This is a genomic window from Cesiribacter sp. SM1 (genome assembly GCF_020178975.1).
Lineage (GTDB): Bacteria > Bacteroidota > Bacteroidia > Cytophagales > Cyclobacteriaceae > Cesiribacter.
The window spans coordinates 179,420-203,643 of record NZ_JAHXBU010000046.1 but is presented as its reverse complement, the minus strand read 5'-3'; the positions used below and the strand labels follow the sequence as shown (position 1 = coordinate 203,643).

The window sequence follows — 24,224 nt, the reverse complement described above, 5'->3', positions numbered from 1 at the left end:
TGAACAAAAAAATGGCCCCGGATATTTCCGGGGCCATTTTTGTGAATGAACAGCCCTAAGATGTAAAGGGTATTCAAATCCTGCTCTGCAGATAGCGGAGCATTAAATATTATTGTTGTTGTGCAGTTACTGTAACATCCACTTCATTCTCGGCCTTGTCTAAAGCGCCATCGTAGGTAAATACCAATGAATTATCGCTAAGGGTAGTGATGGTTAAAGGTATTGTGGTGGTACCTGCGGTAAGTACAATTGAATTGAGGTTAGTAGCGCTTGCGAATGCCCATGTGCCACTGGCTGGGAACTCCCCATAAGGACTGCGGTTTTCTGGCAGGTTGGCAGGTGCTGTTACTGAAAAAGAATTGTTGTCTCTGAACTGAATCTTAGAAGCACCGGAGGTATAAGAATAATCATTTGTTCCGGTAACAGCTACAGAAGTAATATTCCAGGGATTACCATTATTGTTTAACTGGCGTGTTTTTACTTGCTGATCAGTTTCCTGTGGAGCCTCATCTTTACAGGCCGACATTATACCCAGCGCAAGGATAAGCGCCAGTACCAGTAAGTTGTTTAGCTTGGACATGCGTAAGAGTTTTTTTAATAGAGCAATTATAGGAAATTAAAGAGTCTAATAAAATACATAATAGTGGAATATGTTACAAGCCCTTCCAGTCTGGCAGGTGGAGGCTGGTGGTGCAAAAGCTGTATTCCGATGGCTGATTGGAAGCAATCAGTACTAGTTTATGCGCAAGCACCTGCTCAACCTCCTGCCTGTACCACTGCTGCCCCTGCTCGTCCAGGTTGGTGGTAGGTTCATCTAAAAATAAAAGAGGCGTGTCGGCATAAAAAGCCAGTCCCAGCTTCAGGCGTTGCTTCATACCGCTGCTAAAATGCTTTACCGGCTTATTCAAAGACTCCTTCAGGTACATGCGATCGGCAATATCTGCAAGAGACAACTTATTACTACTTTGCTTAAAAGAAAAATGAAAGCGAAGCAGCTCTGCCAGGCTAAAATCTTCTATCAGGTCAAGATAGGGTGCCGCAACGGATATATACCGGAAGGCATTATCTGCAGTGATAGTTTTGCCCTGGTACTGCAGCATAAGCTTACCTTCGGTAGGAGGCTGAAATTGCGACAGCACTCTTAACAGCGTTGATTTACCACTGCCATTAGGCCCGGTAACAGCACATGGTTCACCAAAACGGAAGGTATAATCCAGCTTACGGAATATCCACTGGCGAATATATCGTTTACCTAATTGGTGGGCAGAAAGGGTGATCAAGGCATAAGGAGTTTTGCAGCAATCAAAAACAGCTTATGAGTAACCTTTCATGATGCCACGGGTAGAGGTACGGATAAAATTCACAATCTCATCACGTTCCTTACTGGCAGGTAATTCCAGTTCTATTTTATCCAGTGCCTCTGAGTTGTTAAGCCCCCTGAGGTAGATGCAGCGATAGATCTCCTGTATTTCGTTTATTCTTTCGTTGGTAAAGCCCCTGCGGCGCAGGCCAACAGAGTTAATGCCGGCATAGCTAAGGGGTTCTCGTGCTGCTTTGGTGAAGGGAGGCACATCTTTGCGCACAAGCGAACCACCACCTATATAGGCATGGGCACCAACTTTGGTGAACTGCTGTACAGCACAGGCTCCGCCAAAAATAACATAGTCATCTACCTCTACATGGCCGGCCAGTTGTGTGCTGTTACCTATGATGCAGGAGTTGCCTACCAGGCAGTCGTGGCCCAGGTGCACGTAAGCCATTACAAGGCAGTTAGCGCCTATGGCAGTTTTATATTTATCGACAGTGCCCCGGTTAATGGTTACACACTCCCGTATGGTAGAGCCATCGCCAATTTCAGCAGTGGTTTCTTCGCCCTTGAACTTAAGGTCCTGGGGAACTCCGGAAATTACAGCACCAGGAAAAATCTTTACATTTTTACCTATTCTTGCTCCATCAAAAATAGTCACGTTCGGGCCTATCCAGCTACCTTCTCCAATTACAACATCTTTGTAAATGGTGGTAAAGGGCTCAATAGTAACGTTGGGTCCTATCTGGGCTTCGGGGTGTACGTAGGATAGTGGATGGTTTTGGCTCATGAATCTTTGCGGACAATGCTGGCAGATAATTCAGCTTCACTCACAAGGGTATCACCAACAAAAGCATAACCTTTCATTTTAGCAATACCCCGCTTAATGGGTGCCAGCAGTTCACACTTAAAAATAAGGGTATCTCCGGGTACTACCATTTTACGGAAACGTGCATTATCAATACCAAGAAAATAGGTCCAGTAATTTTCCGGATCCGGTACTGTGTTCAGCACCAGTATGCCTCCTGTCTGTGCCATGGCTTCAATCTGCAGCACGGCAGGCATCACAGGGTTGCCCGGGAAATGTCCCTGGAAGAAGGGTTCATTTATAGTGACATTCTTTACACCCGCAACGGTTGTTTCATCCAGGTGAAATATCTTATCAACCAGCTGAAAAGGGTAGCGGTGCGGTAACATTTTGCTGATATGGTTAATATCCAGCACCGGCGGTAGCTTAGGGTCGTAAGGCGGAATATTGTTGTTTTTGCTGAAGTCGTTCATCACGCGCTTCAGCTTTTTAGCAAAAGCAACATTTGCCGCGTGGCCAGGGCGTGCTGCCAGGATCTGCGCTTTTATGGGGCGGCCTACCAGGGCAAGATCACCAACCAGGTCCAGCAGCTTGTGGCGTGCAGGTTCGTTGTTATAACGTAATTCAACGTTATTGAGAATACCCTCCTTTCTTACTTCAACGGTAGGCTTATTGAAAAGCTTTGCAATTTCATCAAGCTCACCCTTTTCAATTTTACGGTCTACCACCACAATGGCATTGTTGAGGTCGCCACCGCGTACCAGGCCCTGCTTGTGAAGCATTTCCAGCTCATGCAGGAAGCAGAAGGTACGGCTATGTGCAATCTCTGCTTCAAAATCGGCCAGTTTATTCAGCGAAGCATGCTGGCTGCCCAGTACGGGAGAGTTATAGTCAACCATTACCGTAACCCTGTAATCATTCAGGGGCAGGGCGGCAATTTCTACCTGGCGCGCAGGCTCGCGGTAGAAAACTCCTTCGGGCACCTCAAAGAAATTGCGAAGGGCGTTTTGCTCCTCAAGCTCAGCTTCCTTAAGAGCCTCTATAAATAAAATGGAGCTACCATCCATGATTGGCGGTTCAGGTCCATCCAGCTGAATCAGCACATTGTCGATCTCAAGGCCAACAAGTGCTGCCAGTACGTGTTCTACTGTATTTACGCGGGCACCATTCTGTTCCAGGGTAGTGCCGCGGCTTAAGTCTACCACATAATCCACATCAGCGTCTACAGTTGGCTGCCCTTCAATATCAATACGCTGAAACTTAATGCCATGGTTAGGCTTGGCAGGCTGGAATGTCATGTTGCACATTACACCTCTGTGTAAGCCTACGCCCGATAGCGTTACAGGTTTGCGGATAGTATGTTGTTTAATCTTCATGAATGCTCGTCTGGTGACCGCAAATTTATAACTTTTTCCTCAAGTTGCTTAAGCCGCTTGTCCAAATCGGGTAAATTCTTGAAAACCACATATGATTTCAAATATTCATCACGTTCAAAAGCAGGGGAGCCAATCAGGATCTTTCCTTCTTTTTTAATGCTCTTTCCCACGCCTGCCTGTGCTGCAATAGTGGTTTTATCGGCTATTTGCAGGTGCCCGATCACCCCAACCTGGCCTGCCAGAATACAGCCCCGGCCTATTTTGGTAGAGCCTGCAACACCGGATTGTGCTGCAATCACCGTATTTTCTCCTATTTCAACATTATGGGCTACCTGCACCAGGTTATCTATTTTTACCCCTCTGCGGATAATGGTGCTGCCCATGGTAGCACAGTCTATGGTGGCGTTGGCACCTATACTCACCCAGTCTTCCAGCACTACATTACCCAATTGCGGAATGGCTTTATAGCTGCCATCGGGCTGGGGTGCAAAACCAAAGCCATCGCTGCCTACAACGGCACCAGCATGTATGGTGCAGTTGCTGCCAATGATTGTGTTAGGGTACACTTTGGCTCCGGCGAGTATAATGGTGTTGTCGCCTACTACTGTTCCGTCGCCCAGGTAAGCATTGGGGTATATTTTAACGTTATTGCCAATTTTGCAGTTAGCACCGATGTAGGAGAAGGCACCCCGGTATATTTTAGAACCGTGCTGGGCGCTGCCGTGCATGAAAGAAGGATCTTCAACACCCTCTTTCTGGAAGTTAATAATTTTATTATACTCTTCCAGGAGCAGGGTAAAGCTGCTGTAGGGATCATCCACCCGTATCAGTGTTGCCTTTACATCTTTTTTTAGTTCCAGCTCCCTGCTTATGATAACGGCTGTTGCTTCAGTCGTATAGAGGTAGGGTTCGTATTTAAGATTTGCCAGGAAAGAGATGTTACCCTCTTTGGCTTCCTCAATTTTGCCCAGGGTATATACCTCTTTATTACCGTCTCCTTCAACCGTGCCCCCTAGTAATTGAGCGATTTGTGCTACCGTAAATTTCATCAGATAAACAAAGCTTTTTCCATCCCGATTTGCTTTGGCCAGCAAATGTAATACTTCTTTACAATTTTGCTCATGGCTTTAATGTTTGGCAGATCTGAGGCCTGGGCCACGTCTACCACCCTGCCTTTCTTGGTAAGAATGTTGATATGCTGCCCTCCAGCCACATAGGCGGCATTACTCATGGATCCGCAGGCCAGAAAATATTTTAGTTCGTTCTGGCGGATATTGTAATTTTCGCTGATCCTTACCTTTAAATCTTCAATTGCCTCTTTGTTAAATTTCTGGTTTGAAAGTATAACCCGGAAGAGTCTTCTTTCCAGGATCATCGCGCTCAAAGAAGCCAGAATGCGGTCGGGGTGGTTTGCCCAGACTTTCACTGCGGCCCAGATGTCGTAGTCATCTAACGAAGCAAATGCCTTTAGTATTTCCGGGTTAGCAGCAATATCTTCCAAATGAACATCCTGCTCCAGGAATACCTGCAGGGCTGGCGTAGCAAAAAGGCTGGCGCCCTGGCTGTTCAGATACTTTGCCCGCTTAATAAGCATGATGAGCATTTTTTCTGAACTAACAGTGGCTTTGTGCAGGTATACCTGCCAGTACATAAGCCGGCGGGCACTCAGGAAGTTTTCGATACTGTATATACCTTTCTCCTCCACCACAATCTGGTCGTTTACCACATCCAGCATTTTAATGATTCTGTCTGCTCCGATGGTACCTTCAGATACGCCGGTGAACATGCTGTCGCGCTGCAGGTAATCCAGGCGGTCAATGTCCAGCTGGCTGCTTACCAGTTGGTGAAAAAAGCGTCTTTCGTACTGGTTGGTAAATATTTTAATGGCCAGCTCCAGCTCACCGTTAAACAGCCTGTTAAAATAACCCATCAGCAGCAGTGAGAGGTGTTCGTGCCGGATGCCCTTCAGGAGCGAGAACTCAAGTGCATGGCTAAAGGGGCCATGGCCCACATCGTGCAGCAGAATGGCTATCTGGCTGGCTACATACTCCTCCTGCGAGATCTCATGCCCTTTACTCCGCAGGTTATCCAGGGTAATGCTCATGAGGTGCATGGCACCAATGGCATGGTGAAAGCGCGTGTGCAAAGCACCCGGATAGACCATATCCGTTAAGCCTAGTTGCTTTATGCGCCTAAGGCGCTGAAAGAAAGGATGTTCGATCAGATCAAAGATCAGTTCGCTGCTTATGGTCACAAACCCATAAACAGGGTCGTTAAATATTTTTTTCTTATTCAAGCCGCTTTGTGTAACTTGTAGAACGATCCCGCCTAAAAGGCTTTACAAGACCAGGATCTTTAAACAATCTGCCTCTGTTAGGCTGTTTTTGTACTAAGCCAAGGCAAGTAACAATTTTTTATGCAAAGATACAGTATTCTTTGGGCAGACGATGAAATAGACCTGCTCAAACCTCATATACTTTTTTTAGAACAAAAAGGCTATGATGTAACGCCCGTGAACAGCGGCGCCGATGCCATAGACAAAGTAGCGGAAAATAACTACGATGTTATTTTTCTGGATGAGAACATGCCCGGCATGACTGGTCTGGAAACACTGGCCTACATAAAATCGCAAAAGCCGGCACTGCCCGTGGTAATGATTACGAAGAGCGAGGAAGAGCACATCATGGAAGATGCCATTGGCTCTAAAATTGCCGACTACCTGATCAAACCCCTTAACCCGAACCAGATTTTATTGTCAGTTAAGAAAATTCTGGACAACAAGCGCCTGGTCTCTGAAAAAACAAATCTGAACTATCAGCAGGAGTTCCGCAACATCAGCATGCAGGTAGGCGATGCCCGCAGCTGGGAAGAGTGGGTGGATATTTACCGCAAGCTTGTTTACTGGGAGCTCGAGATTGGCAGTGCCGAAGCTGGTGGCATGGGAGAGGTGTTTGGCATGCAAAAAGACGAGGCCAACCTGGCATTCTCAAAATTCATAGCCAATAATTACGAAGACTGGCTTAATGAGCCTAAAGGTGAAAAACCACTGCTGTCGCATCAGCTAATGAAAAAAGCGGTTTTTCCACTCTTAAAAGAGAACAAGCCTGTTTTCTTTATTGTGATTGATAACCTGCGGTACGACCAGTGGAAAAGCATGGCTCCGCTGGTGTCGGAGTATTTTAATATTGAATCTGAAGAGATTTATTTCTCTATACTCCCGACCACTACCGGCTTTGCGCGTAATGCTATCTTCAGTGGTTTGCTGCCATCGCAAATGGCAAAGCAGCACCCCGACCTCTGGGTTGGCGACGACGATGATGAAAGCAAAAACCAGTATGAAGATAAATTCCTGGAACGCCAGCTGAAAAAGAACGGAATTGCCAATACCAAGTTCAGCTATAATAAGATCATCCACAACACCCAGGGTAAGAGCGTTAACGACAACCTCAACAACCTGCTGCGCAACGACCTGAATGTGGTGGTGTATAATTTTGTGGACATGCTTAGCCATGCCCGTACCGAAGTAGAGATGCTGAAAGAACTGGCATCTGATGAGGCAGCTTATCGCAGCCTTTCCTACTCGTGGTTTCTGCACTCGCCCCTGTTTGACATGCTGAAGCGGCTTAGCGAAAAAGATTGCCGGGTGGTAATTACCACCGACCATGGTACCATACGGGTACGCAAGCCCTTTAAAATAATCGGTGACCGAAACGTGAATACAAACCTGCGCTACAAGCAGGGCAAGAACCTGAACTGGGACGGAAACCACCTGCTGGAGGCCCGCCAGCCCGAAAGAATGGGGCTGCCGCGGATTAATGTTTCCACAGCCTATGTTTTTGCCATGGAAGATTATTTCTTTGCATACCCAAATAATTATAACTACTACGTCAACTACTACAGGGATACCTTTCAGCATGGTGGTATCTCTATGGAAGAAATGATGGTTCCCCTGGTGAGCCTGCGTGGCAAAGGAAGCTGATATGAAACAAAAAGTCTGGCAGGGAGTAACACTGGATCGGCTGCCCGGGGTGGCTGCAGAGGTGCTAAGCCTGCTGAATGGTGCGCCCACTGTATGGCAGTTTGACGGCCCCATGGGTGCAGGAAAAACAACTTTTATTAAGCAACTTTGCAGAGATTTAGGAGTGCAGGATGTTGTACAAAGTCCTACCTTCAGCCTGGTAAATGAATACCAGACCCAGGAGGGCGATACCATCTACCACTTTGACTTTTACCGGATCAACAGTCCGGAAGAGGCTCATCAGATCGGCGTAACAGAGTACCTGGATAGTGGTTATATATGTTTAATCGAATGGCCGGAGCGGATTCAGTCGCTACTTCCGGAAGAAAACGTACAGATACTGCTTCATCCGCATCCAGATAATAGCAGAACGATAGAGGTAAAGATTCATGGAACAACCGATTAACCCATCATCCGGTATGGAGGCGCTTTCGCGCCAGACTTCCCTGGTGCCACAGGAAAAGATGCTTGAAATGAAGCAGGGCAAAAAACGCCTGCTGCTGGGCATCCCTAAAGAGCGGGCAATGCAGGAGAACCGGGTAGCCCTGACACCGGAGGCCGTAGCCCTGCTGGTTAATAACGGACATGAGGTGTGGGTGGAAAAAGGGGCAGGTGATACAGCAAAGTATTCCGACCAGGAGTATGGCAATGCCGGGGCGCAGATCAAGTACACCTCCAAGGAGGTATTTGAAGCTGATGTGGTGCTGAAGGTAGAGCCACCGACAGAAGAAGAGGTGAGCTTTATGAAGCCGGGAAAGACCGTGATATCGGCCCTGCAGCTGGGTAACCAGCGGGAGGAGTACATTCACCGGCTTAATAAAAAGAGAATCACTGCTGTTGCCTTTGAGTTTCTTGAAGATAAAGTAGGCGGTATGCCGGTTGTGCGTGCCATGAGTGAAATTGCCGGCAGTGCGGTTATGCTGATTGCTGCAGAACATCTTAGCAGCACCTCAAACGGAAAGGGCATTATTTTGGGTGGTATTACCGGGGTGCCGCCTACCCGGGTGCTGATACTAGGTGCTGGTACGGTAGGGGAGTATGCCGCACGTACTGCCCTTGGTATGGGGGCAGAGGTACAGGTATTTGATATGCATCTTTATAAGCTGCGCCGCATCCGCCAATCGCTTGGCCACCACCTCTACACTTCAACGCTGGATCCGGTTACGCTGGCAAACAGCCTTCGTTCTGCAGATGTGGTGATTGGTGCCATACGGGCAGAAAAAGGCCGAAATAAAACAGTGGTAACAGAGCAGATGGTAATGAATATGCGCCCCGGCAGCATTATTATTGATGTTAGCATTGACCAGGGTGGCTGCGTAGAGACCTCAGAAATAACCACCCACGGAAAGCCTACTTTTGTAAAGCACGATATCATCCATTACTGTGTGCCTAACATACCTTCCAGGGTAGCCCGTACAGCAACTCAGGCGTTCAGCAATATTTTTAGCCCAATATTGCTGCAGGCTGCCGATATGGGGGGCATCGATGAAATGATCTTCTCCTATAAGTGGTTTATGAACGGGGTGTACACTTATAAAGGCTTTCTAAGTAATCAGCACGTAGCACGCAAGTTTGGGCTTAAGCACAAGGACCTTAACCTGCTGATGGCTGCAAGAAACTAATACTGGATTATTGAAACTTGAAAAGATCTTTGTAGGATAAGCCTTCTTCCATTGAGAGGAAGGCTTATCTTTTTAAAAACTGAAGTGGTCTCTGAACTCCAGTAATTCTTCTGTAAGTGGTTTTATGCTGTCTGGTTTAATATAATTAAGCAAGGCAGAGTTTGGATTTACGCGTAATTGCGGGAGCTGCAGGTGCTGGTTCGTGAAAATAAATTCAAGCTCAGGATACAGCTCTTTGATGGCATCCACAAGATCAAGTACCTGCAGGTTGCGGTCAACAACAGCATAGGTACCCGAGGGTACCACTGCTTTTCGGAGCCTGCTCAAAAGAGGAGCCAGGCGGTCGATGTGCAGAAAGGCCCTGTACTGACTGCCGTTGCCGTCAATCTTCAGGCGGCCTTTGTAGTGTGCATCAAACATAAACCTGTTTATTACTGCATCGAAGCGCATATTTCTGTTGTAGCCATACACGTTTCCCAGCCTTAATATATAAGTATCAATTTTTTGCTGAAGGCGCTGTACATGCTCTTCGCCACGCATTTTGCTTATGCCATACAGGGTGGAAGGGTTGGGAGTAGTTTGCTCCTGTATTTCTTCGGCAGAACTGCCATAAACGGAGGTGCTGCTGGTATAGATGAATCTCTTAACCTTGCTTTCTTCAATGGCATAAACCAGCTCTGCAGTACCCCAATGATTTACCTGCTCATGCATATGGCCATCGGTATTGGCAAAAGGCGTGGTTACTTTTGCAGCAAGGTGATAAACTACATCCACTCCATCCAGGCTTTTGCGGAGCTTACGTGAGTCCAGCAGTTCGCCATGCACAAAGCTTACTTTTTCAGCCCCTTTTATGCGCGGCCCACAAAATATGTTAAAGCTGCCACGGCTAAGGTTATCATAAACTATAATCTTTTCTACATCGGTCTGCTGAGCCAGGTGCTTCATGAGTGAGTTGCCGATGTAGCCGGCACCGCCGGTAATTAATATATTCATGGCTTAAAGAGTAGGTACTTATCAGCTAATGGATGAATCTGTGTTTACGCAGCCAGGGCTGCTACCGGCTTACAAGGTCTGTATGCAGGCCACATTCTGTTTTTTTGAGGCCATACCAGCGGGCTTCTCTTTCCTGCATGCCGGGGTCAGGCTTTCTGGTGCAGGGCTCACATCCAATACTAACATAGCCTTTTGCATCTAGGGTATGGCGGGGCAGATTATGTTCTTTAATGTAGCGCCAGATTTGCTGTTTACTCCAATTCAGCATGGGGTGGAACCTGATAGTACCGTGGGGAGCCGGCTGCTCTACCAGCATTGCACTCCTGGTTTTGCTCTGGTCTGCCCGAATGCCATTGATCCAGACATCATGCACCCGCAGTACCACATCCAGAGGCTGGGTTTTATTCATAAAACAGCAATAGTCAGGATCTGAAGTAAAGAGCAGGCGCCCCTCGGTATCGCGTTGCATCGATTTAGGTGTTTCGCTTTTCAGGTCTACCAGCGGTAGCTTAAACTGCTTGCAAACCTGCTCTGCAAAGGCAATGGTTTCAGGAAAATGGTAGCCTGTATTGATCAGGTAAACAGGGATGGTATTGTCTATCTGGCTAAGTATGTGCAGCAGCACCAGGCTGTGTGTCTGAAAAGAAGAAGTCGTAAAAAGCTTTTTGCCTTCTGCTTTATACTGTTCAATTCTTTCTTTGATCTGGTTAATTTCCACGAGAGCAACAGGTTGTAAATGCAAGTTACAATTCTATTTTAAAATCAGCTTATGTCCGGCATGCCAGCATTGTAGAAATCAGTCAGCTTTATACCCTATGAATATAGCCCTGGTAGATGTTAAAGAAGTACACAACCTTACAGCAATACAAGAAGTGCACTGTAGCCCTGTATCAACTGAGGCGTGCCTGTAGAGGGTAAGTACTGCTCTACTGCGGGTAACATAAAGGGGGTAAGTAAAATTACCAGGCGAAGTCATAGTGATGAAATCAGCTCCAGGTGGCTTGGATTTGATAACCAGTTTGGCCGCACTTTTCTGGGCTTAACACTGATGCCCGGCGAGGTGGCGCACGCCTATCTTGGCGGTAACAGAGTAAGCTACCTACGCCCCCTTAGATACTATTTTATCATTAGTTTTATTGGAAATAAGCTTTTTTATTACAGCAGCTGTTAGCTGCTTCCACTAGTCAGAGGGTTACTTTTCGTACAGGTAATTTTATGGCTACTTAAAAAGGTTTTTTTATTAGTGTTTATACTGAAAGCTGGCTTTTGGGTTTAATCCCTTGCTATAGTACAAACAGTTAAAAATGTCAATGAGTAATGTTTAAACACTTTTTTTAAGAAAACTTAACCGTTTAGAAAACATTTATTAGCTAAAAACGTTGGAGTTTGTTTTTATCTTTGGTAATATTAAATGTTATCTTACTCTCGTAATATTATCAAGTTCACCTAATGAAAAACCTTTACAAACCAAAGAGTTTGCTGGCTTGTGCTGGCCTTATGTTAGTTCTTGTAGGCTGCGCCGACCCTATGGAGGAAATGCAGGTACAGGCAAGTTCTCAACTTGTTGATTCTTCTGCTGAGAAGCACAAGCCAATCGGTGGTCAGGACGACGAAATCGGCACCATGGGCAAGCACAAGCCTATTGGCGGCCAGGATGATGAGATTGGTACCATGGGCAAACATAAGCCTATAGGCGGCCAGGATGATGAAATAGGCACTATGGGTAAGCACAAACCAATCGGTGGTCAGGATGATGAGATTGGTACCATGGGTAAGCATAAGCCTATTGGTGGTCAGGACGACGAAATTGGTACCATGGGCAAACACAAGCCAATCGGTGGTCAGGATGATGAGATTGGTACTATGGCTCTGCCAGTACAAACCGCTACAACTACCAGAGGTAGGTAGTTGCTGAGGGGCGTGCTTACACAATCAATACCTGCTGAAGAGAAATGCTGTTACGTTTGCTTCAATAACATTGAGCAGATGCAAGCTGTTCAGTAAGGGTGTAAGCCTGCAGCCACAAACAAAAACTATCAAGTTTTATTCTCCTGATATATCCTTCATGTCTTTTACTGCTACATAATACATACAGGATAATAGAAGAATTAAACGAACAAAAAAGGCGCTGGTCAATAGCGCCTTTTTTTTATGCTTTCTGTAGAGGCTAGTCCGATAACAGTACTTTCCAGGCCTCCGCCACAAGGCCTCGCTGCAGGTACTTTTGGGCAAGCAGGTGCTGTTGCTGTTTACGCTCCCTTTCACTTAGGCCTGACCACTGCGTTGCCAGGCCTTCCTGCTCTGCGAAATCTTTAACGGAATCACTATCTGGCAGCTTTTCTGTATTACCCAGTTTGCCTAAATCGTTACCTGTTAAAATACTGCTGTTCCTGATTGGCTCCGGGAGCTGATCAACCCCAATACCCAGGTGACGCAGGGGTTTGGCAATTTCAAATACGGCTGATCCGCTGGCGCGGCAATAATAGTCTGAGCCCATGCGCGCTACTGCATCCAGCTTGTGCGGATCGATCTTACCCTCTTCGTTCAGCACCTGTTCGTGGATGTGCATGAGCAGCACTTCACAAACGACCAGGTTGCCAGCTCCGCCTTCCTCGCCCAGTGGAATAACCTGTTTTACAATACATTCAAAAGCGGCTGGGGCTTCTGCAACACGTGGTGGTTTAACTCTCTCACTATCATGAGGTGTTAGGCCGCTTTTTATAAATTCATTGATGCCCCTGCCGTATTCGGTACTGGCCAGCGACATTTGCTCAGCTATATTATAGCTAACAATGTTAATAACCACCTCTGGTACTTCCAGCACATTCTCTAAAGTATGTTTGGTTGTATTATCACGCACCCGGCGTGAGGGCGAAAATATAAGGATGGGCGGATTGGAACCAAAGCAGTTGAAAAAGCTGAATGGGCTAAGATTAACATTTCCCTCCTTATCTACTGTACTGGCGAATGCAATAGGCCTGGGCACAACTGCGCTAAGCATGTGTCCATGGAATGCTGCCGTGCTCACAGCTTTTGGATCAACAGATATAGTTTTCAGACTCATTGGGATTCATGATTTTATGCTCTTGCGGCGAGAGTGAATTATTTAAGCCACATCCACAGGAAGGGAGTTCGGCTGGTAACTGTTTTAACCAGGTCCTGGTAGGTATAAAGGGTCTTGTGCTGCCTGTTGAATCGATCTACAAAGTGCTCTATTTTATCTGCCTGGTTTCGGAACAGGTAGGTGGTTTCCAGTTGCTGATCATCAGAAAGCTGCTCCAGCTGGCCATATAAAATACTATCCTTTTCAACAAGCAGGGAGAGACGGAAGTGCTTGGGGCTGTTCAGTGCTTTATCTCCCTCTTCCTGCTTTCCGCCATGCGGCAGGCTAAAATCCAGCAGCAGCCGGTCTATACCAGCACCTATTTCTCTTTTATATGGCGATAAGGTTTTAAGATCTTTGTTCTTCTGCTGTATTTCAGTAATGCATGCCAGGGTACTGCAGTTGGTAATAGCACTCACCGTAAGCTGGTAGTGCTGAGCCGCCGCTGCCACCCCGCTTACAGATAAAACAACAGTCAGTAAGAATGCTTTTACAGTAGCGTTGAATTGCATTTTTAGAAGGTCAGGTCTTAAAATTTACTCTGGTTGCTGCTCTGGCTTTATCACAGGGCTTGCTGCAATTTGCCGGGTATCCTAATCAGTCTTGCAGGTGCTAAAGTCTCAAATGGTAACCAGGCATGGGGCTGCAGTATTTAGCGCTATTCAATCCTGTATATCCATTACAGCAGCTAGTATTTATGTTTGGATCAGGTCTGCAGGGCAGGCTGTAAGGGGTATTAAATAGCAACAGGGGGTAGTATCTCAGTTACCACCTCGCCAAAGCCTATCCGTACTCCGCCTTTTTCTGCCCTGGCACGCATGCGTACAATATCGCCATCTTCTATAAAGGTGCGGGTGCTGCCATCTGGCATTTCTATTGGTTTTGTGCCCTTCCAGGCAAGCTCCAGCATAGATCCCCAGCTTTCCTTCTCCGGCCCACTAATGGTTCCGCTGGCATACATATCGCCAACACATATGTTGCAGCCATTGATTGTGTGATGAGCCAGCTGCTGAACCATATTCCAGTACAGGTATTTATAATTACTCTGGCAAACTACTTTTTCATCCATGCCTGCTGCGGCAATAGAAACCTCCAGCTGAATGTCGTAGTGGTGCCTGCCTTCGTACTTCAGGTAATCGAGCGGTTCAGGCTCCTGTTTGGGGCCCTCAGTTTTAAAAGGTTTCAGGGCATCAAGGGTAACAACCCATGGGCTAATGCTGCTTCCGAAGTTTTTAGCCAGGAATGGCCCCAGGGGCACATATTCCCAGGTCTGGAGATCGCGTGCACTCCAGTCATTGAAAAGCACCAGTCCAATAATATCATTTTCGGCCTCTTTGGTAGAGATACGTTCACCGAGCAGGGTATTTCTGCAGGTAATGAAAGCCATCTCAAGCTCAAAGTCAAGCCTTTGGCTGGGGCCAAAGCTGGGCTTATCGGCATCGGGTGCTTTGCTCTGGCCCATGGGGCGATGCAGGGGTGTGCCACTTACCACAATAGAAGAGGCGCGGCCATGATAACCCACCGGCAGGTGCTTCCAGTTTGGAAGCAGGGCATTATCCGGGTCGCGGAACATGCTGCCAACATTTCGGGCATGGTCTTCAGAGCTGTAAAAGTCGGTATAATTTGCTACGGCAACTGGCATCAGCATTTCTGCCACATCAACGGGAATAAGGCACTTTTTGCTGATGTATTTGATGGTTCTGTTTTCGGCTGCCTCGTTCAGCATCTTGCTGACTTCCTTGCGTAACTTGCCAACTTTTTTACGTCCCAGGGCAAAGAAGGCGTTGAGCGAGGGCTGTTTAAATATTTTATCCGGCAGCTTAAGCTCATCGAAATAGCCGCCCTTCTGCAGCTGATGGAGGTCCAGTACGTATTCGCCAATGGCTACACCTGCGCGGGGGCTTTTTTTTCCATCACTGAAAATACCAAAAGGCAGATTCTGTATTGGAAAGTCGGAGTCGGCCGGAACTTTTACCCAGCTTTTCAGGTGCGCATCATTTGGGTTGTACATAAAAAATATAGTCTGGTTGAATAAAATCAAATTTAATTATAATCTGTAAAATACCTACCTGCAAAAAGCAGGCGCTAAAAGCTTGTTGCGATTGCACAGCAGGTTAGGCTTTTTTGATTAATTTTGCACTTTGTATCACAGCCTGCCCTACTAGGTTACCAGCGTATTCCCTTTTTGTTTTATAAGGGAATCATGGCGCTGGAGGGAGTGCAGGTTGTGTATAATGTAGCATCAATCCCGGCATGCTCAGGCAGTCCGGGGAAAATAACTTTTTATCAGGAAAATAATTTTATCAACAGCATGTCCATCAGTGCCAAATACAACCCTGCCGAGGTAGAAGATAAATGGTATGCCTATTGGCTCAAGCATAAATTTTTTCACTCGGAGCCCGATGAGCGGGAGCCTTACACCATTGTAATTCCGCCGCCGAATGTAACGGGTGTGTTGCACATGGGCCACATGATGAATAACACCATTCAGGACGTACTGACCCGCAAGGCCCGGATGGAGGGTAAAAATGCCTGCTGGGTGCCTGGTACCGACCATGCATCTATTGCCACCGAAGCCAAAGTTGTGGCCCTGCTAAAAGAGCGTGGAGTTGAAAAAAGCAGCCTTAGCCGCGAAGAGTTCCTGGCGCATGCCTGGGAGTGGAAGGAAAAATACGGGGGCATTATCCTGGAGCAGCTTAAAAAGCTGGGGGCCTCCTGCGACTGGGAGCGCACCCGCTTTACCATGGAGCCCAAAATGAGTGCCCAGGTAATAAAGGTTTTTGTAGACCTTTATCAGAAGGGATACATCTACCGGGGCATTCGCATGGTTAACTGGGATCCGCAGGGAAAAACAGCGCTCTCGGATGATGAGGTTGTTTACAAAGAAACCCCTGCAAAGCTTTACCACATTCGCTATAAGATTGAAGGTACCGAAGAGTGGATTACCATTGCAACGGTACGCCCTGAAACCATTCTGGGTGATACGGCCATCTGTGTGCATCCCGAGGATGAGCGCTATAAACATCTGCATGGCAAAAAGGCGCTCATACCTTTGATCGACAGGCCAATTCCCATCATTACAGATACTTATGTTGATAGGGAGTTTGGAACTGGTGCCCTTAAAGTAACCCCTGCCCACGATCCGAACGATTATGAGCTGGGCCTGAAGCACAACCTGGAGGTGCTGGACATCCTGAACGACGATGGTACGCTCAACCAGAAAGCACAGCTGTATGTAGGCCAGGATCGCTTTGTGGTGCGCAAGAAAATAGCCAAAGAGCTGGAGGAAAAGGAGTACCTGCTAAAAACTGAAGATTACAAGAGCAACGTTGGCCATAGCGAGCGTACCAATGCCGTTATTGAGCCAAAGATATCGCTGCAGTGGTTCCTGAAAATGGATACCATCACCATTCCTGCGCTGGAGAATGTGTTGAACGATAATGTACAGCTACATCCGGCCAAGTTCAAGAATATGTATCGTAGCTGGATGGAGAATGTGCGCGACTGGTGTATCAGCCGGCAGCTGTGGTGGGGCCAGCAAATACCAGCCTACTATATTAATGGTAGCAGAGATTTTGTGGTGGCCGAATCGGCAGAGGAAGCGCTGGAGCTGGCCCGCCAGAAAACCGGCAATGCCAGCCTGCAGATGGATGCGCTGGAGCAGGACCCGGATGTGCTCGACACCTGGTTTAGTTCATGGCTGTGGCCAATGTCTGTTTTCGATGGGATTTTAGATCCCGAAAGCAAAGACCTGAAGTACTATTACCCTACCAACGACCTGGTAACGGCACCAGAGATTCTCTTTTTCTGGGTAGCCCGCATGATTATTGCCGGTTATGAGTACGAGGGGGAGAAGCCTTTCAAAAATGTATACCTTACCGGTATTGTGCGCGATAAGCAGGGCCGCAAGATGAGCAAATCGCTGGGCAACAGTCCAGATCCGCTGGAGCTGATGGTGAAGTATGGTGCAGACGGTGTGCGTACAGGTATGCTCTTTAGCTCGCCAGCCGGCAACGACCTGCTGTTCGATGAAAAGCTGTGCGAGCAGGGCCGTAACTTCAACAACAAGATCTGGAACGCTTTCCGCCTCATTAAAGGATGGGAAGTTGATAACACTAAAGATGGCAGCACCAATAAAGTTGCCATTGAATGGTTCCGCAACCGCTTTGCCCAAACCCTGCAGGAACTGGAGGATAACTTTAAGAACTTCCGCATCAGTGATTCACTCCATACTGTTTACAAGCTGGCCTGGGATGATTTCTGCAGCTGGTACCTGGAGATGGTAAAACCACCTTTCGGCGAAGCTATCGATAGTGCAACCTATGAAGCAACAGTAAGCTTTATGGAAGATGTGCTGAAGGTGCTGCATCCCTTTATGCCATTCATTACAGAAGAAATATGGCAGCAGCTGCGTGAGCGGCAGGAGGGCGAAAGCCTTTGCATTACCCGCTGGCCACAGACCGAAACCTTTGAGAAGCAGCTGCTTGATGAAGCAGCCGTTGCTTTCGATGCCGTACAGAATGTGCGGAACCTGCGGAACAGCAAAGGGATGTCGCCTAAGGAGGAGCTTAAGCTGGTGGTGCGTACTGAGCGGCCGCAGCTCTATAAAAACTGGGAGGCTGTGCTGCGCAAGCTGGCAAACCTAAGCGACCTGCAGTTTGGCGATAAGCCTGATGGGGCCGTGAGCATGGTTGTGGGTGCTGATGAGCTGTCGGTACCGCTGGAGGGTAACATCGATGCTGCTGCTGAGCGTGAAAATGTACTGAAAGAGCTGGAGTACACCCGTGGATTCCTGGCTTCGGTAGATAAAAAGCTTAGCAACGAGCGCTTTGTAAGCAACGCCAAGCCAGAGGTTGTAGAAAGCGAACGCAAAAAGAAAGCAGACGCCGAGGCCAAGATCAAGGCCCTGGAGGAAAGCCTTGCGGCGCTTGGCTAAGCGGTGGTCAGCCTGTTGGAAGAGTAGATTTTCTCTAATTTGCCAAAATATTAAACCAGTCTCTGCTAACAGGGGCTGGTTTTTTTATGCGAAGTATGTTAGTCTGATTCAGCCGGTGAGGTTGTTTTGTTTTTGATCAGTGGCTTTTCAAAGATATTTTATTCTTCAGCTCCACATGCGTTCGGAGAAACTGTAAAAACTCCTGCCGTTTGCCACTTTTATGCAGTGCCTTCAGGGGAAATTTTAATTTTTGGGTGCCATACGATACCCAGAGTACTTCACCACGCTGCAGTGCAGAATAAATCGTAAAGAGTCCCATCATCAGTGGCAGCAGAATCATGAGAATTTGTTCGGTATAGATAATATGTACGTTGGGGTCAATGTAATTTAGGTAAAGCGAAAGGGCTGCCGAAAATGCAAATATGACCAGTAAAAGCCCGAAAAGCAGGAGTACCAGCCAGTTATTCATCTCCCAGCCCTGCATAATTTCAATACTGTGTATTTTCTTGTAAGAGATCGTCTTAAAATTAAATCGATTGCGCAGAAGATGAAGCCCTTCATCAGAAAAGCCTACTTTATCGGTTTGGAAGTGGTATTTGCTCATGATTGCAGGAGTGAGTAGAACAATATATAAGTTTTGTTTAAGCTGCACAAGCAAAGCCGGCAGTCACTTTTTTGCCTGTTCCAATCAGTATTAAATATATTATCAAAAGCAGAACTGCCAATAGGGTTTAGCGGTATAAAGAGTAGACTTAAGACAACAGAATATATGGGCATTGGAGATTTTGTAAATAAGATAAAAACAGAGGTTAAAGTGATCAAGGGCGATGAGACCAAAGATAAACTTTTCTCAAGCACCAATCATTTCTCAAGCATAGATGAGGCCGTTAAGGAGTTTCTTCGGTCAAAGGAGAAATTGTTTCACGTAAACGACTGGTCTAAGCTGCCTGGCATTTCCTCTGGTTTCAAGCTGTATGATGCACATGGTGCAGTAAAAGAAACTGCTATCCCACAGGTAGGAGATTTTATTTTTATTGATCTGCCAGGGCCCAGCCCCGAAACCTGGGTAGAGGTGATTGATGTAAAAGAAGAAGCCGATTGGGCTGAATTTACGGTAAGTCCAAGCCATGACCCGCGGGAACAAGGAAAGGAAGTGCGGGAAGTAGAGCATTTTTTTGCAGATGAGGCTACCAGTACCTTTCGGGTGGAGCGAAAAGATAATGCCATTTCTGCCTGTGAAATCGGTATGGAAGAAGGTGTTAACAACCGGGGGAAAGAGGCCGGGGGGCGTGAGATTGTGAATACAGTAATAGCAGTAGGTGGCTGGATCCTTTTCCAGGAAATACAATGGCGAAAGCTAACAGATTACCTCGTGCATAAAATTGAGCTGGAAGAATAAACTACAGAGAGTAGATATCGCACATCTTCTATAAGCTGTTGCCGTACAATAACAGCAATTAATACCCTTTCTTAGGGCAGCTGTATCATTATTTTTTTTCAAACATACTATGAATATACTTGCTAATGAAAGCAAGGCGGCCAATACAATTGCAGGGGCGCTTGCAGGAACTACTGCCATGACGGCTTTCAGCTATGCTTTATCCAAAGCCATGAAGGAGCAGTTCAGGGAACCAGAATTGTTGAGCTTCCTGGTGCATGAACAGCCCCTGGTAAAGCTCACCAGAAGCTATAAGTGGGCTGATAAAACCTCTGGCTACATTCTCCATTACCTGGCAGGGGTTGGTTATGCTGCAGGTTATGAGTACCTCTGGAAACCAGCAATTAAGCTGCCAACGGTAATAAAAGGGGCTGCTTACGGGGTGCTGGCAGGCTTATCCGGTGTGGCCGTATGGGAAGCCACCATCAGCCTGAGAGAGAAGCCTCCCAGGCTGGATAAAGGTAAGTACTATGCTCACCTGGTTTTAGCGCATGTTGTTTTTGGTGCAACAACTGCATTAGTGTCCAGGGCCATGAGTAATAAACAAGACTGATTAGCGCAGGTGGCAAGGCTTCAGTTTTCCTGTTGCTGCTTACCGACAAGCCATAGCGCTGCAATTACCCCAGCCGGAAAAATAATACTTGCAGCCTGCCAGTGGCGCAGCTTTGGCCTTGGCTTTAGCTTTAAATGGCGCAGGAGGTAGGCTGCAGACATGCCATGTCCGGCGGCCAGGGATGCTAATACGATGGTGGTGATCATTTTTTCAGATGTTTCTCCAGAAAAGCAATGCTTGCTTCTACTACCTGAACAGTATCGTTCGGTAAATCATTCTTTTCCCACGGATGTGCACCACCAAAGGTATGATTACTGTCGGGAATGATCAATAGTTCTGCGTCCTCTTTCCAGCTGGCAATATCGTGTGCCATCTGCACAGGGAGGGTTTCATCGGCAGTGCCATGGATTACCAGTAGGGGTTGCGGCATGTTTTTTACTGCGGCAGGTATGTCGAGCCGGTCTTTGTTCTTCCAGAAGTTATCAACCAGCTGGTAGTACAGGGGCATTTCCTGCCCGGTACGTGTGTTGGAAATATGTACAACACCTTTCTTTTTCCAGTCATCCAGAAAACTCTGGGGCCAGCGTTCCTCCAGGTTATTAATGGCAGCCCAGCTTACCACCGCTTTTACACGTGGTTCTTCAGCGGCTTTCAGCAGTACCAGTCCGCCACCGCGGCTATGGCCAATAAGTGCAAGGTTCCCTAAATCAAGTTCCATGGCAGGTATACTGCTTTCGCCATTCTCCAGGTGATTTACCAGCACAGTTAAGTCATCGAGCTCAATGGTGAAGTTGTTATGACCAAATGCCTCAAGGTCTGCGAATTCAGTTGGTTTTTCCGGGGTGGTGCCGTTATGAGAAAGGTTTACCTTTACAAAAATAAATCCCCGGTCTGCGAAGGTATCAGCCACCAGATCAAAAGTGCCCCAGTCTTTAAAACCTTTAAAGCCATGCACAAACACAACTACCGGTTTTGGTACGCCATCCTGCTTGTAGCGGGCATCATAAATAAAAGGTCTGTTATTGTGTTGGGAATATAGAATCTGGTTCCCGGTGTATGTTAGTCTATCCATATTAGGCAAAATAAGAAAAGAGGGTTTTGGTTTGCAAAAAAAGGGATTGTATACTTGTATCCGTTAAAAATGTCCATCTCCCTAGACCAAATACAAACGCCCATCGCGGCAGAAATGCAGGCTTTTGAGCAAAAGTTCCGTGCCTCCATGCGCACAAGGGTGCTTTTGCTCGATAAAATCATGCGCTACATTGTAAAGCGCAAGGGCAAGCAAATGCGTCCTATGTTCGTGTTTCTTAGCGCAGGTACTGCAGGTGGAAAAATAGAGGAAGCTACCTACCGGGGTGCATCCTTGATCGAATTACTGCACACAGCCACCCTGGTGCACGATGATGTGGTAGATGATGCCAGCCACCGGCGTGGTTTTTTCTCTGTGAATGCACTCTGGAAAAACAAAATAGCGGTACTGGTAGGTGATTACCTCTTAAGCCGGGGCCTGCTTCTTAGTGTAGATAATGGTGATTTTGACCTGCTCAAAATAGTATCTACTGCAGTGCGCGAAATGAGCGAGGGAGAGCTGCTGCAGATAGAAAAGGCCCGCCTGATGGACATAACCGAAGAGGTGTACTACGACATCATTGGTAAGAAAACTGCCAGCCTTATTGCCTCCTGCTGCGCCGCCGGGGCTGCTTCGGTAGGAGTAGGAGCAGATGTGATTGAGCGCATGCGTTTGTTTGGTGAAAAAGTAGGCATGGCTTTTCAGATTAAAGATGATTTGTTCGACTACGGCGAAGAAGAAATTGGCAAACCTGTAGGCATCGATATCAAAGAACGTAAAATGACGCTCCCGCTCATTTACGCGCTCAATAATTCAAGCTGGCTCGACAGGCGTACAGTTATTTACAAAGTAAAAAACCAGAGCCACAGACCTAGAAAGGTTAGGGAGGTAATCGAGTTTGTAAAAAAATCCGGAGGCATTCAGTATGCCGAAGAGGTGATGCACCGCTACATAGAGGAAGCTATGCAGCTGCTTACAGCTCTGCCGGATTCAACCTACAAAACATCGCTCCAGCAACTGGTAACCTATACCATTGAGCGAAATAAATAGGTGTTGGGTATGGAGCTGCCAGCTTACCCTAAACCTGCTGGTGATTTATTCTCTAAAGTTTAGCTTTTCTCATTCAGGGTGTTTTGGTTTGCCCTGGCTTTTGTGGTCTGGCGGTTTGTTTTCCTTTTGTAGGTGAACTTTCTGATAAAGTAAGCTATAAAAGGTGTGCCTATGGCGGTAGGTAACAGCCAGGCTATGTAAACGGGCTCTGTATGTATGTTAGTAACCAAAAAGGCCGTTACAGTGCTGATATAGGCACCGCCCATTCTGCTGATGTGCCGCCTGAGCAGGTCGGCTTTCTTTTGCTTGTCAAAGCTTCTTAACATCCTTGCATCTCCCAGCAGCATCGAGAGTAGAATGCCCATAAACACCAGCAGTACCGGCTGCAGCCCCTGTAAATGTAGGCCCTCCTGCATGATCAGATAGCTTGTAAAAGCGGCTGCCAGTATGAGGGCTGATATCAGTAATATCCAATCAGGGATCAGCACCGGCTTATTTTCTGCTTTGTGGTACTGAAGGCTCCTGTAGCCGGTAAGCGTCATGTAGGTAGAGAATATACCTATCGTAAAAAGAAAGGGATTGTATTTCATCAGGCACATGACAATGGCAGTGCTGCCAACACCAATCATAGCGAGGGTGTAAATTTTGCCTGCTGTGTTGTGGAACTTTTTGCCCTTGGGAGCAGTAAATGAAAAGCCTCCGCTTAAAAGCGCCGTAAAGCCGGCTGCAATGTGAAGCACAAGTATAAAAGTGTACAGCATCGTGTTTTTGTTTTGTGATGCTGCAAGCATAATAATCCTTTTTGAAGGCTGCAGAAAATTGGGTTCGGGGGGAAGCAGCAGGGCTGAAAAACAAGCTTTGGGATAAATGACAAGGTATCAGGGATAAACAGCAAAGCCTTTCTGGCTGATTTGTTCAAGGATTTTTTTGGCAAATGACCTGCCAACGGGTACCCGTTGATGGCTGCCTTTGAGGTGTAGCTGGTAGCCTTGCGCATTTCCGGATACACGTATTACCTGCTCCAGGTTTACCAGGTAGGAGCGATGGCATCGGGCAATAAGTGGTATTTCACCCAATTGATCTTCCAGTCTGCTTAGGCTGCTGCGCAGCAGGCTTTTTTTGATCTCATTGCCATTACACTGGTGAATCTCGGTATAGTTGCCGGCAGCAGCAATGTAAAGCAGGTCCTGTAAATTGAGTTGAATAGCCTCGTCTTTGTTTTCACCGGATAAGTGGATGATCTCCCTGCCTGCAGTGTTTAGATCAGTGGGAGTAGCTCTGTGCTCAAGTTGCCGGTTGGTTGCGGCTGCAACGGCCAGGTGTTTTTTTAGGGCATGGGCATAACCATAGAGGGTAAGGGTAACTGTTGGAAACAGACCAATTGCAAAAGTTACACCTATGTAAAAGATCAGGCTTTCCAAAGAATAGGGGATTAGTGCTATGGCGGCGCTATAAAAGAAATTAGCAGCAGCTATGGTACTGATCTGTGCCAGCACATAAGCTATTTGATTTGAAACAGTCCACCTGGCTTCCCGTCCCGGATCCTGCTTCATATATAAGTGGAGGCTGATCCCGAACAGGAGCATAACGGCGGTTGTGATCAAACCATAACCTGCAAGAATGATAAACCGGCTTTCTGCAGCGATCTCATGTATGCCAAAAGGCTGAAAAAAGAAGAGAAAAAGGGCAACGAATGCGCCTACAAGCAGCGCATGTCCAATTATGCTTTTTGGGTTTAGCTGTACCGGGCAGGGCTTGTTCCAAAGGCTTAGCATGGTGGGCTCAGTTTATGCAAATAAGATCATCAGGGGCTTAACTTATCTAGTACAGCAGGCTTGTCTGGATTGCCGATACTTCAGCATGGCACCTGTCAAACATTAAATTTAAAAATACTTCAATTCTCTTAAAAGCACAGCGATAGCTGAAGGTATCAGTAAAGCTGTGGTTCAGTA

25 protein-coding genes are annotated in these 24,224 nt (G+C 46.9%); 9 read left to right on the top strand and 16 right to left on the bottom strand.

Annotated features, from left to right (window positions below; all coding sequences use genetic code 11):
* Positions 1 to 109 precede the first annotated feature (109 nt).
* From KWJ01_RS10980 to KWJ01_RS10955, 6 genes are all read right to left on the bottom strand, one after another.
* Positions 110 to 580, bottom strand: coding sequence for a hypothetical protein (locus KWJ01_RS10980; protein WP_224996485.1), 471 nt, complete (start codon positions 578 to 580; stop codon positions 110 to 112).
* A 73-nt stretch (positions 581 to 653) separates the two neighbouring features.
* Positions 654 to 1,280 carry an ATP-binding cassette domain-containing protein gene (locus KWJ01_RS10975; protein WP_224996484.1) on the bottom strand — a complete coding sequence of 209 codons (627 nt, stop codon included), beginning with the start codon at positions 1,278 to 1,280 and terminating at the stop codon, positions 654 to 656.
* A gap of 33 nt (positions 1,281 to 1,313) precedes the next feature.
* Positions 1,314 to 2,096 (bottom strand): acyl-ACP--UDP-N-acetylglucosamine O-acyltransferase, encoded by a 783-nt coding sequence (gene lpxA / locus KWJ01_RS10970; protein WP_224996483.1) that lies wholly within the window; start codon positions 2,094 to 2,096, stop codon positions 1,314 to 1,316.
* Entirely contained in the window at positions 2,093 to 3,490 is a 1,398-nt protein-coding gene (locus KWJ01_RS10965) for a bifunctional UDP-3-O-[3-hydroxymyristoyl] N-acetylglucosamine deacetylase/3-hydroxyacyl-ACP dehydratase (protein WP_224996482.1), read from the bottom strand. The genes lpxA and KWJ01_RS10965 overlap by 4 nt, the downstream gene beginning before the upstream one ends.
* Entirely contained in the window at positions 3,487 to 4,539 is a 1,053-nt protein-coding gene (gene lpxD / locus KWJ01_RS10960; protein WP_224996481.1) for a UDP-3-O-(3-hydroxymyristoyl)glucosamine N-acyltransferase, read from the bottom strand. The genes KWJ01_RS10965 and lpxD overlap by 4 nt, the downstream gene beginning before the upstream one ends.
* Entirely contained in the window at positions 4,539 to 5,786 is a 1,248-nt protein-coding gene (locus KWJ01_RS10955; protein ID WP_224996480.1) for an HD domain-containing protein, read from the bottom strand. Before KWJ01_RS10955 ends, lpxD begins: the two co-directional genes overlap by 1 nt.
* A 120-nt stretch (positions 5,787 to 5,906) precedes the next feature.
* Here KWJ01_RS10955 and KWJ01_RS10950 point away from each other — a divergent pair, with 120 nt between their 5' ends.
* The 3 genes from KWJ01_RS10950 to KWJ01_RS10940 are packed head-to-tail and all read left to right on the top strand — an operon-like array spanning position 5,907 to position 9,130.
* The gene (locus KWJ01_RS10950) at positions 5,907 to 7,469 is read left to right on the top strand and encodes a bifunctional response regulator/alkaline phosphatase family protein (protein WP_224996479.1); all 1,563 of its coding nucleotides are present in this window, start codon (positions 5,907 to 5,909) and stop codon (positions 7,467 to 7,469) included.
* A gap of 1 nt (position 7,470) precedes the next feature.
* On the top strand, positions 7,471 to 7,914 hold the full coding sequence (gene tsaE, locus KWJ01_RS10945) for a tRNA (adenosine(37)-N6)-threonylcarbamoyltransferase complex ATPase subunit type 1 TsaE (protein WP_224996478.1): 444 nt from the start codon (positions 7,471 to 7,473) through the stop codon (positions 7,912 to 7,914).
* A 58-nt stretch (positions 7,915 to 7,972) separates the two neighbouring features.
* Positions 7,973 to 9,130 carry an alanine dehydrogenase gene (locus KWJ01_RS10940; protein ID WP_370634712.1) on the top strand — a complete coding sequence of 386 codons (1,158 nt, stop codon included), beginning with the start codon at positions 7,973 to 7,975 and terminating at the stop codon, positions 9,128 to 9,130.
* A gap of 72 nt (positions 9,131 to 9,202) precedes the next feature.
* On the opposite strand, the gene KWJ01_RS10935 is transcribed toward KWJ01_RS10940, so the two are convergent.
* Positions 9,203 to 10,123 carry an NAD(P)-dependent oxidoreductase gene (locus tag KWJ01_RS10935; RefSeq protein ID WP_224996477.1) on the bottom strand — a complete coding sequence of 307 codons (921 nt, stop codon included), beginning with the start codon at positions 10,121 to 10,123 and terminating at the stop codon, positions 9,203 to 9,205.
* Between the two features lie 61 nt (positions 10,124 to 10,184).
* Positions 10,185 to 10,841, bottom strand: coding sequence for a phosphoadenylyl-sulfate reductase (locus tag KWJ01_RS10930; protein WP_224996476.1), 657 nt, complete (start codon positions 10,839 to 10,841; stop codon positions 10,185 to 10,187).
* A 183-nt stretch (positions 10,842 to 11,024) separates the two neighbouring features.
* On the opposite strand from KWJ01_RS10930, the gene KWJ01_RS28305 reads away from it, so the two are divergent.
* Positions 11,025 to 11,294 carry a DUF3667 domain-containing protein gene (locus KWJ01_RS28305; RefSeq protein ID WP_224996475.1) on the top strand — a complete coding sequence of 90 codons (270 nt, stop codon included), beginning with the start codon at positions 11,025 to 11,027 and terminating at the stop codon, positions 11,292 to 11,294.
* 278 nt (positions 11,295 to 11,572) lie between these two features.
* Positions 11,573 to 12,031: a hypothetical protein gene (locus tag KWJ01_RS10920; RefSeq protein ID WP_224996474.1), complete on the top strand. Its 459-nt coding sequence runs from the start codon at positions 11,573 to 11,575 to the stop codon at positions 12,029 to 12,031.
* Positions 12,032 to 12,290: 259 nt separating this feature from the next.
* On the opposite strand, the gene KWJ01_RS10915 is transcribed toward KWJ01_RS10920, so the two are convergent.
* From KWJ01_RS10915 to fahA, 3 genes are all read right to left on the bottom strand, one after another.
* Positions 12,291 to 13,187, bottom strand: coding sequence for a flavin reductase family protein (locus tag KWJ01_RS10915; protein WP_224996473.1), 897 nt, complete (start codon positions 13,185 to 13,187; stop codon positions 12,291 to 12,293).
* 38 nt (positions 13,188 to 13,225) lie between these two features.
* A complete protein-coding gene (locus KWJ01_RS10910; protein WP_224996472.1) occupies positions 13,226 to 13,738 on the bottom strand; it encodes a hypothetical protein in 513 nt (170 codons plus the stop codon).
* A 224-nt stretch (positions 13,739 to 13,962) separates the two neighbouring features.
* Positions 13,963 to 15,237, bottom strand: a complete 1,275-nt coding sequence (gene fahA, locus KWJ01_RS10905; RefSeq protein ID WP_224996471.1) for a fumarylacetoacetase — start codon at positions 15,235 to 15,237, stop codon at positions 13,963 to 13,965.
* A gap of 300 nt (positions 15,238 to 15,537) precedes the next feature.
* On the opposite strand from fahA, the gene KWJ01_RS10900 reads away from it, so the two are divergent.
* Positions 15,538 to 18,162, top strand: a complete 2,625-nt coding sequence (locus tag KWJ01_RS10900) for a valine--tRNA ligase (RefSeq protein WP_224996556.1) — start codon at positions 15,538 to 15,540, stop codon at positions 18,160 to 18,162.
* Positions 18,163 to 18,298: 136 nt separating this feature from the next.
* On the opposite strand, the gene KWJ01_RS10895 is transcribed toward KWJ01_RS10900, so the two are convergent.
* A complete protein-coding gene (locus KWJ01_RS10895) occupies positions 18,299 to 18,766 on the bottom strand; it encodes a hypothetical protein (protein WP_224996470.1) in 468 nt (155 codons plus the stop codon).
* A gap of 165 nt (positions 18,767 to 18,931) precedes the next feature.
* Between KWJ01_RS10895 and KWJ01_RS10890 the strand changes: the two genes are divergently transcribed.
* Both KWJ01_RS10890 and KWJ01_RS10885 read left to right on the top strand, forming a co-directional pair.
* Positions 18,932 to 19,561 carry a hypothetical protein gene (locus KWJ01_RS10890; RefSeq protein WP_224996469.1) on the top strand — a complete coding sequence of 210 codons (630 nt, stop codon included), beginning with the start codon at positions 18,932 to 18,934 and terminating at the stop codon, positions 19,559 to 19,561.
* A gap of 109 nt (positions 19,562 to 19,670) precedes the next feature.
* Complete coding sequence (locus KWJ01_RS10885; protein ID WP_224996468.1) at positions 19,671 to 20,153, top strand: hypothetical protein; 483 nt, start codon at positions 19,671 to 19,673, stop codon at positions 20,151 to 20,153.
* Positions 20,154 to 20,173: 20 nt separating this feature from the next.
* Here KWJ01_RS10885 and KWJ01_RS10880 read toward each other — a convergent pair whose 3' ends face one another.
* Positions 20,174 to 20,359, bottom strand: a complete 186-nt coding sequence (locus tag KWJ01_RS10880) for a hypothetical protein (RefSeq protein ID WP_224996467.1) — start codon at positions 20,357 to 20,359, stop codon at positions 20,174 to 20,176.
* Positions 20,356 to 21,225 carry a S9 family peptidase gene (locus tag KWJ01_RS10875; protein WP_224996466.1) on the bottom strand — a complete coding sequence of 290 codons (870 nt, stop codon included), beginning with the start codon at positions 21,223 to 21,225 and terminating at the stop codon, positions 20,356 to 20,358. Before KWJ01_RS10875 ends, KWJ01_RS10880 begins: the two co-directional genes overlap by 4 nt.
* Before the next feature lie 69 nt (positions 21,226 to 21,294).
* Here KWJ01_RS10875 and KWJ01_RS10870 point away from each other — a divergent pair, with 69 nt between their 5' ends.
* Positions 21,295 to 22,272, top strand: a complete 978-nt coding sequence (locus KWJ01_RS10870) for a polyprenyl synthetase family protein (protein WP_224996465.1) — start codon at positions 21,295 to 21,297, stop codon at positions 22,270 to 22,272.
* 59 nt (positions 22,273 to 22,331) lie between these two features.
* Here the strand turns inward: KWJ01_RS10870 and KWJ01_RS10865 are convergent, their stop codons facing one another.
* Positions 22,332 to 23,033, bottom strand: a complete 702-nt coding sequence (locus tag KWJ01_RS10865) for a DUF2306 domain-containing protein (protein ID WP_224996464.1) — start codon at positions 23,031 to 23,033, stop codon at positions 22,332 to 22,334.
* A 117-nt stretch (positions 23,034 to 23,150) separates the two neighbouring features.
* Positions 23,151 to 24,047: a LytTR family DNA-binding domain-containing protein gene (locus tag KWJ01_RS10860; protein WP_224996463.1), complete on the bottom strand. Its 897-nt coding sequence runs from the start codon at positions 24,045 to 24,047 to the stop codon at positions 23,151 to 23,153.
* Positions 24,048 to 24,224: the final 177 nt, after the last annotated feature.

What these genes read in the sequence shown, in the direction of transcription:
- KWJ01_RS10875 (WP_224996466.1), bottom strand. Translation starts at nt 21,225, where the DNA reads ATGGATAGACTAACATACACCGGGAACCAGATTCTATATTCCCAACAC.
- KWJ01_RS10885 (WP_224996468.1), top strand. Translation starts at nt 19,671, where the DNA reads ATGAATATACTTGCTAATGAAAGCAAGGCGGCCAATACAATTGCAGGG.
- KWJ01_RS10920 (WP_224996474.1), top strand. Translation starts at nt 11,573, where the DNA reads ATGAAAAACCTTTACAAACCAAAGAGTTTGCTGGCTTGTGCTGGCCTT.
- KWJ01_RS10880 (WP_224996467.1), bottom strand. Translation starts at nt 20,359, where the DNA reads ATGATCACCACCATCGTATTAGCATCCCTGGCCGCCGGACATGGCATG.
- KWJ01_RS10865 (WP_224996464.1), bottom strand. Translation starts at nt 23,033, where the DNA reads ATGCTGTACACTTTTATACTTGTGCTTCACATTGCAGCCGGCTTTACG.
- KWJ01_RS10940 (WP_370634712.1), top strand. Translation starts at nt 7,973, where the DNA reads ATGCTTGAAATGAAGCAGGGCAAAAAACGCCTGCTGCTGGGCATCCCT.
- KWJ01_RS10915 (WP_224996473.1), bottom strand. Translation starts at nt 13,187, where the DNA reads ATGAGTCTGAAAACTATATCTGTTGATCCAAAAGCTGTGAGCACGGCA.
- KWJ01_RS10980 (WP_224996485.1), bottom strand. Translation starts at nt 580, where the DNA reads ATGTCCAAGCTAAACAACTTACTGGTACTGGCGCTTATCCTTGCGCTG.
- KWJ01_RS10965 (WP_224996482.1), bottom strand. Translation starts at nt 3,490, where the DNA reads ATGAAGATTAAACAACATACTATCCGCAAACCTGTAACGCTATCGGGC.
- KWJ01_RS10860 (WP_224996463.1), bottom strand. Translation starts at nt 24,047, where the DNA reads ATGCTAAGCCTTTGGAACAAGCCCTGCCCGGTACAGCTAAACCCAAAA.
- fahA (WP_224996471.1), bottom strand. Translation starts at nt 15,237, where the DNA reads ATGTACAACCCAAATGATGCGCACCTGAAAAGCTGGGTAAAAGTTCCG.
- tsaE (WP_224996478.1), top strand. Translation starts at nt 7,471, where the DNA reads ATGAAACAAAAAGTCTGGCAGGGAGTAACACTGGATCGGCTGCCCGGG.
- lpxA (WP_224996483.1), bottom strand. Translation starts at nt 2,096, where the DNA reads ATGAGCCAAAACCATCCACTATCCTACGTACACCCCGAAGCCCAGATA.
- KWJ01_RS10910 (WP_224996472.1), bottom strand. Translation starts at nt 13,738, where the DNA reads ATGCAATTCAACGCTACTGTAAAAGCATTCTTACTGACTGTTGTTTTA.
- KWJ01_RS10890 (WP_224996469.1), top strand. Translation starts at nt 18,932, where the DNA reads ATGGGCATTGGAGATTTTGTAAATAAGATAAAAACAGAGGTTAAAGTG.
- lpxD (WP_224996481.1), bottom strand. Translation starts at nt 4,539, where the DNA reads ATGAAATTTACGGTAGCACAAATCGCTCAATTACTAGGGGGCACGGTT.
- KWJ01_RS10935 (WP_224996477.1), bottom strand. Translation starts at nt 10,123, where the DNA reads ATGAATATATTAATTACCGGCGGTGCCGGCTACATCGGCAACTCACTC.
- KWJ01_RS10950 (WP_224996479.1), top strand. Translation starts at nt 5,907, where the DNA reads ATGCAAAGATACAGTATTCTTTGGGCAGACGATGAAATAGACCTGCTC.
- KWJ01_RS10870 (WP_224996465.1), top strand. Translation starts at nt 21,295, where the DNA reads ATGTCCATCTCCCTAGACCAAATACAAACGCCCATCGCGGCAGAAATG.
- KWJ01_RS10900 (WP_224996556.1), top strand. Translation starts at nt 15,538, where the DNA reads ATGTCCATCAGTGCCAAATACAACCCTGCCGAGGTAGAAGATAAATGG.
- KWJ01_RS10895 (WP_224996470.1), bottom strand. Translation starts at nt 18,766, where the DNA reads ATGAGCAAATACCACTTCCAAACCGATAAAGTAGGCTTTTCTGATGAA.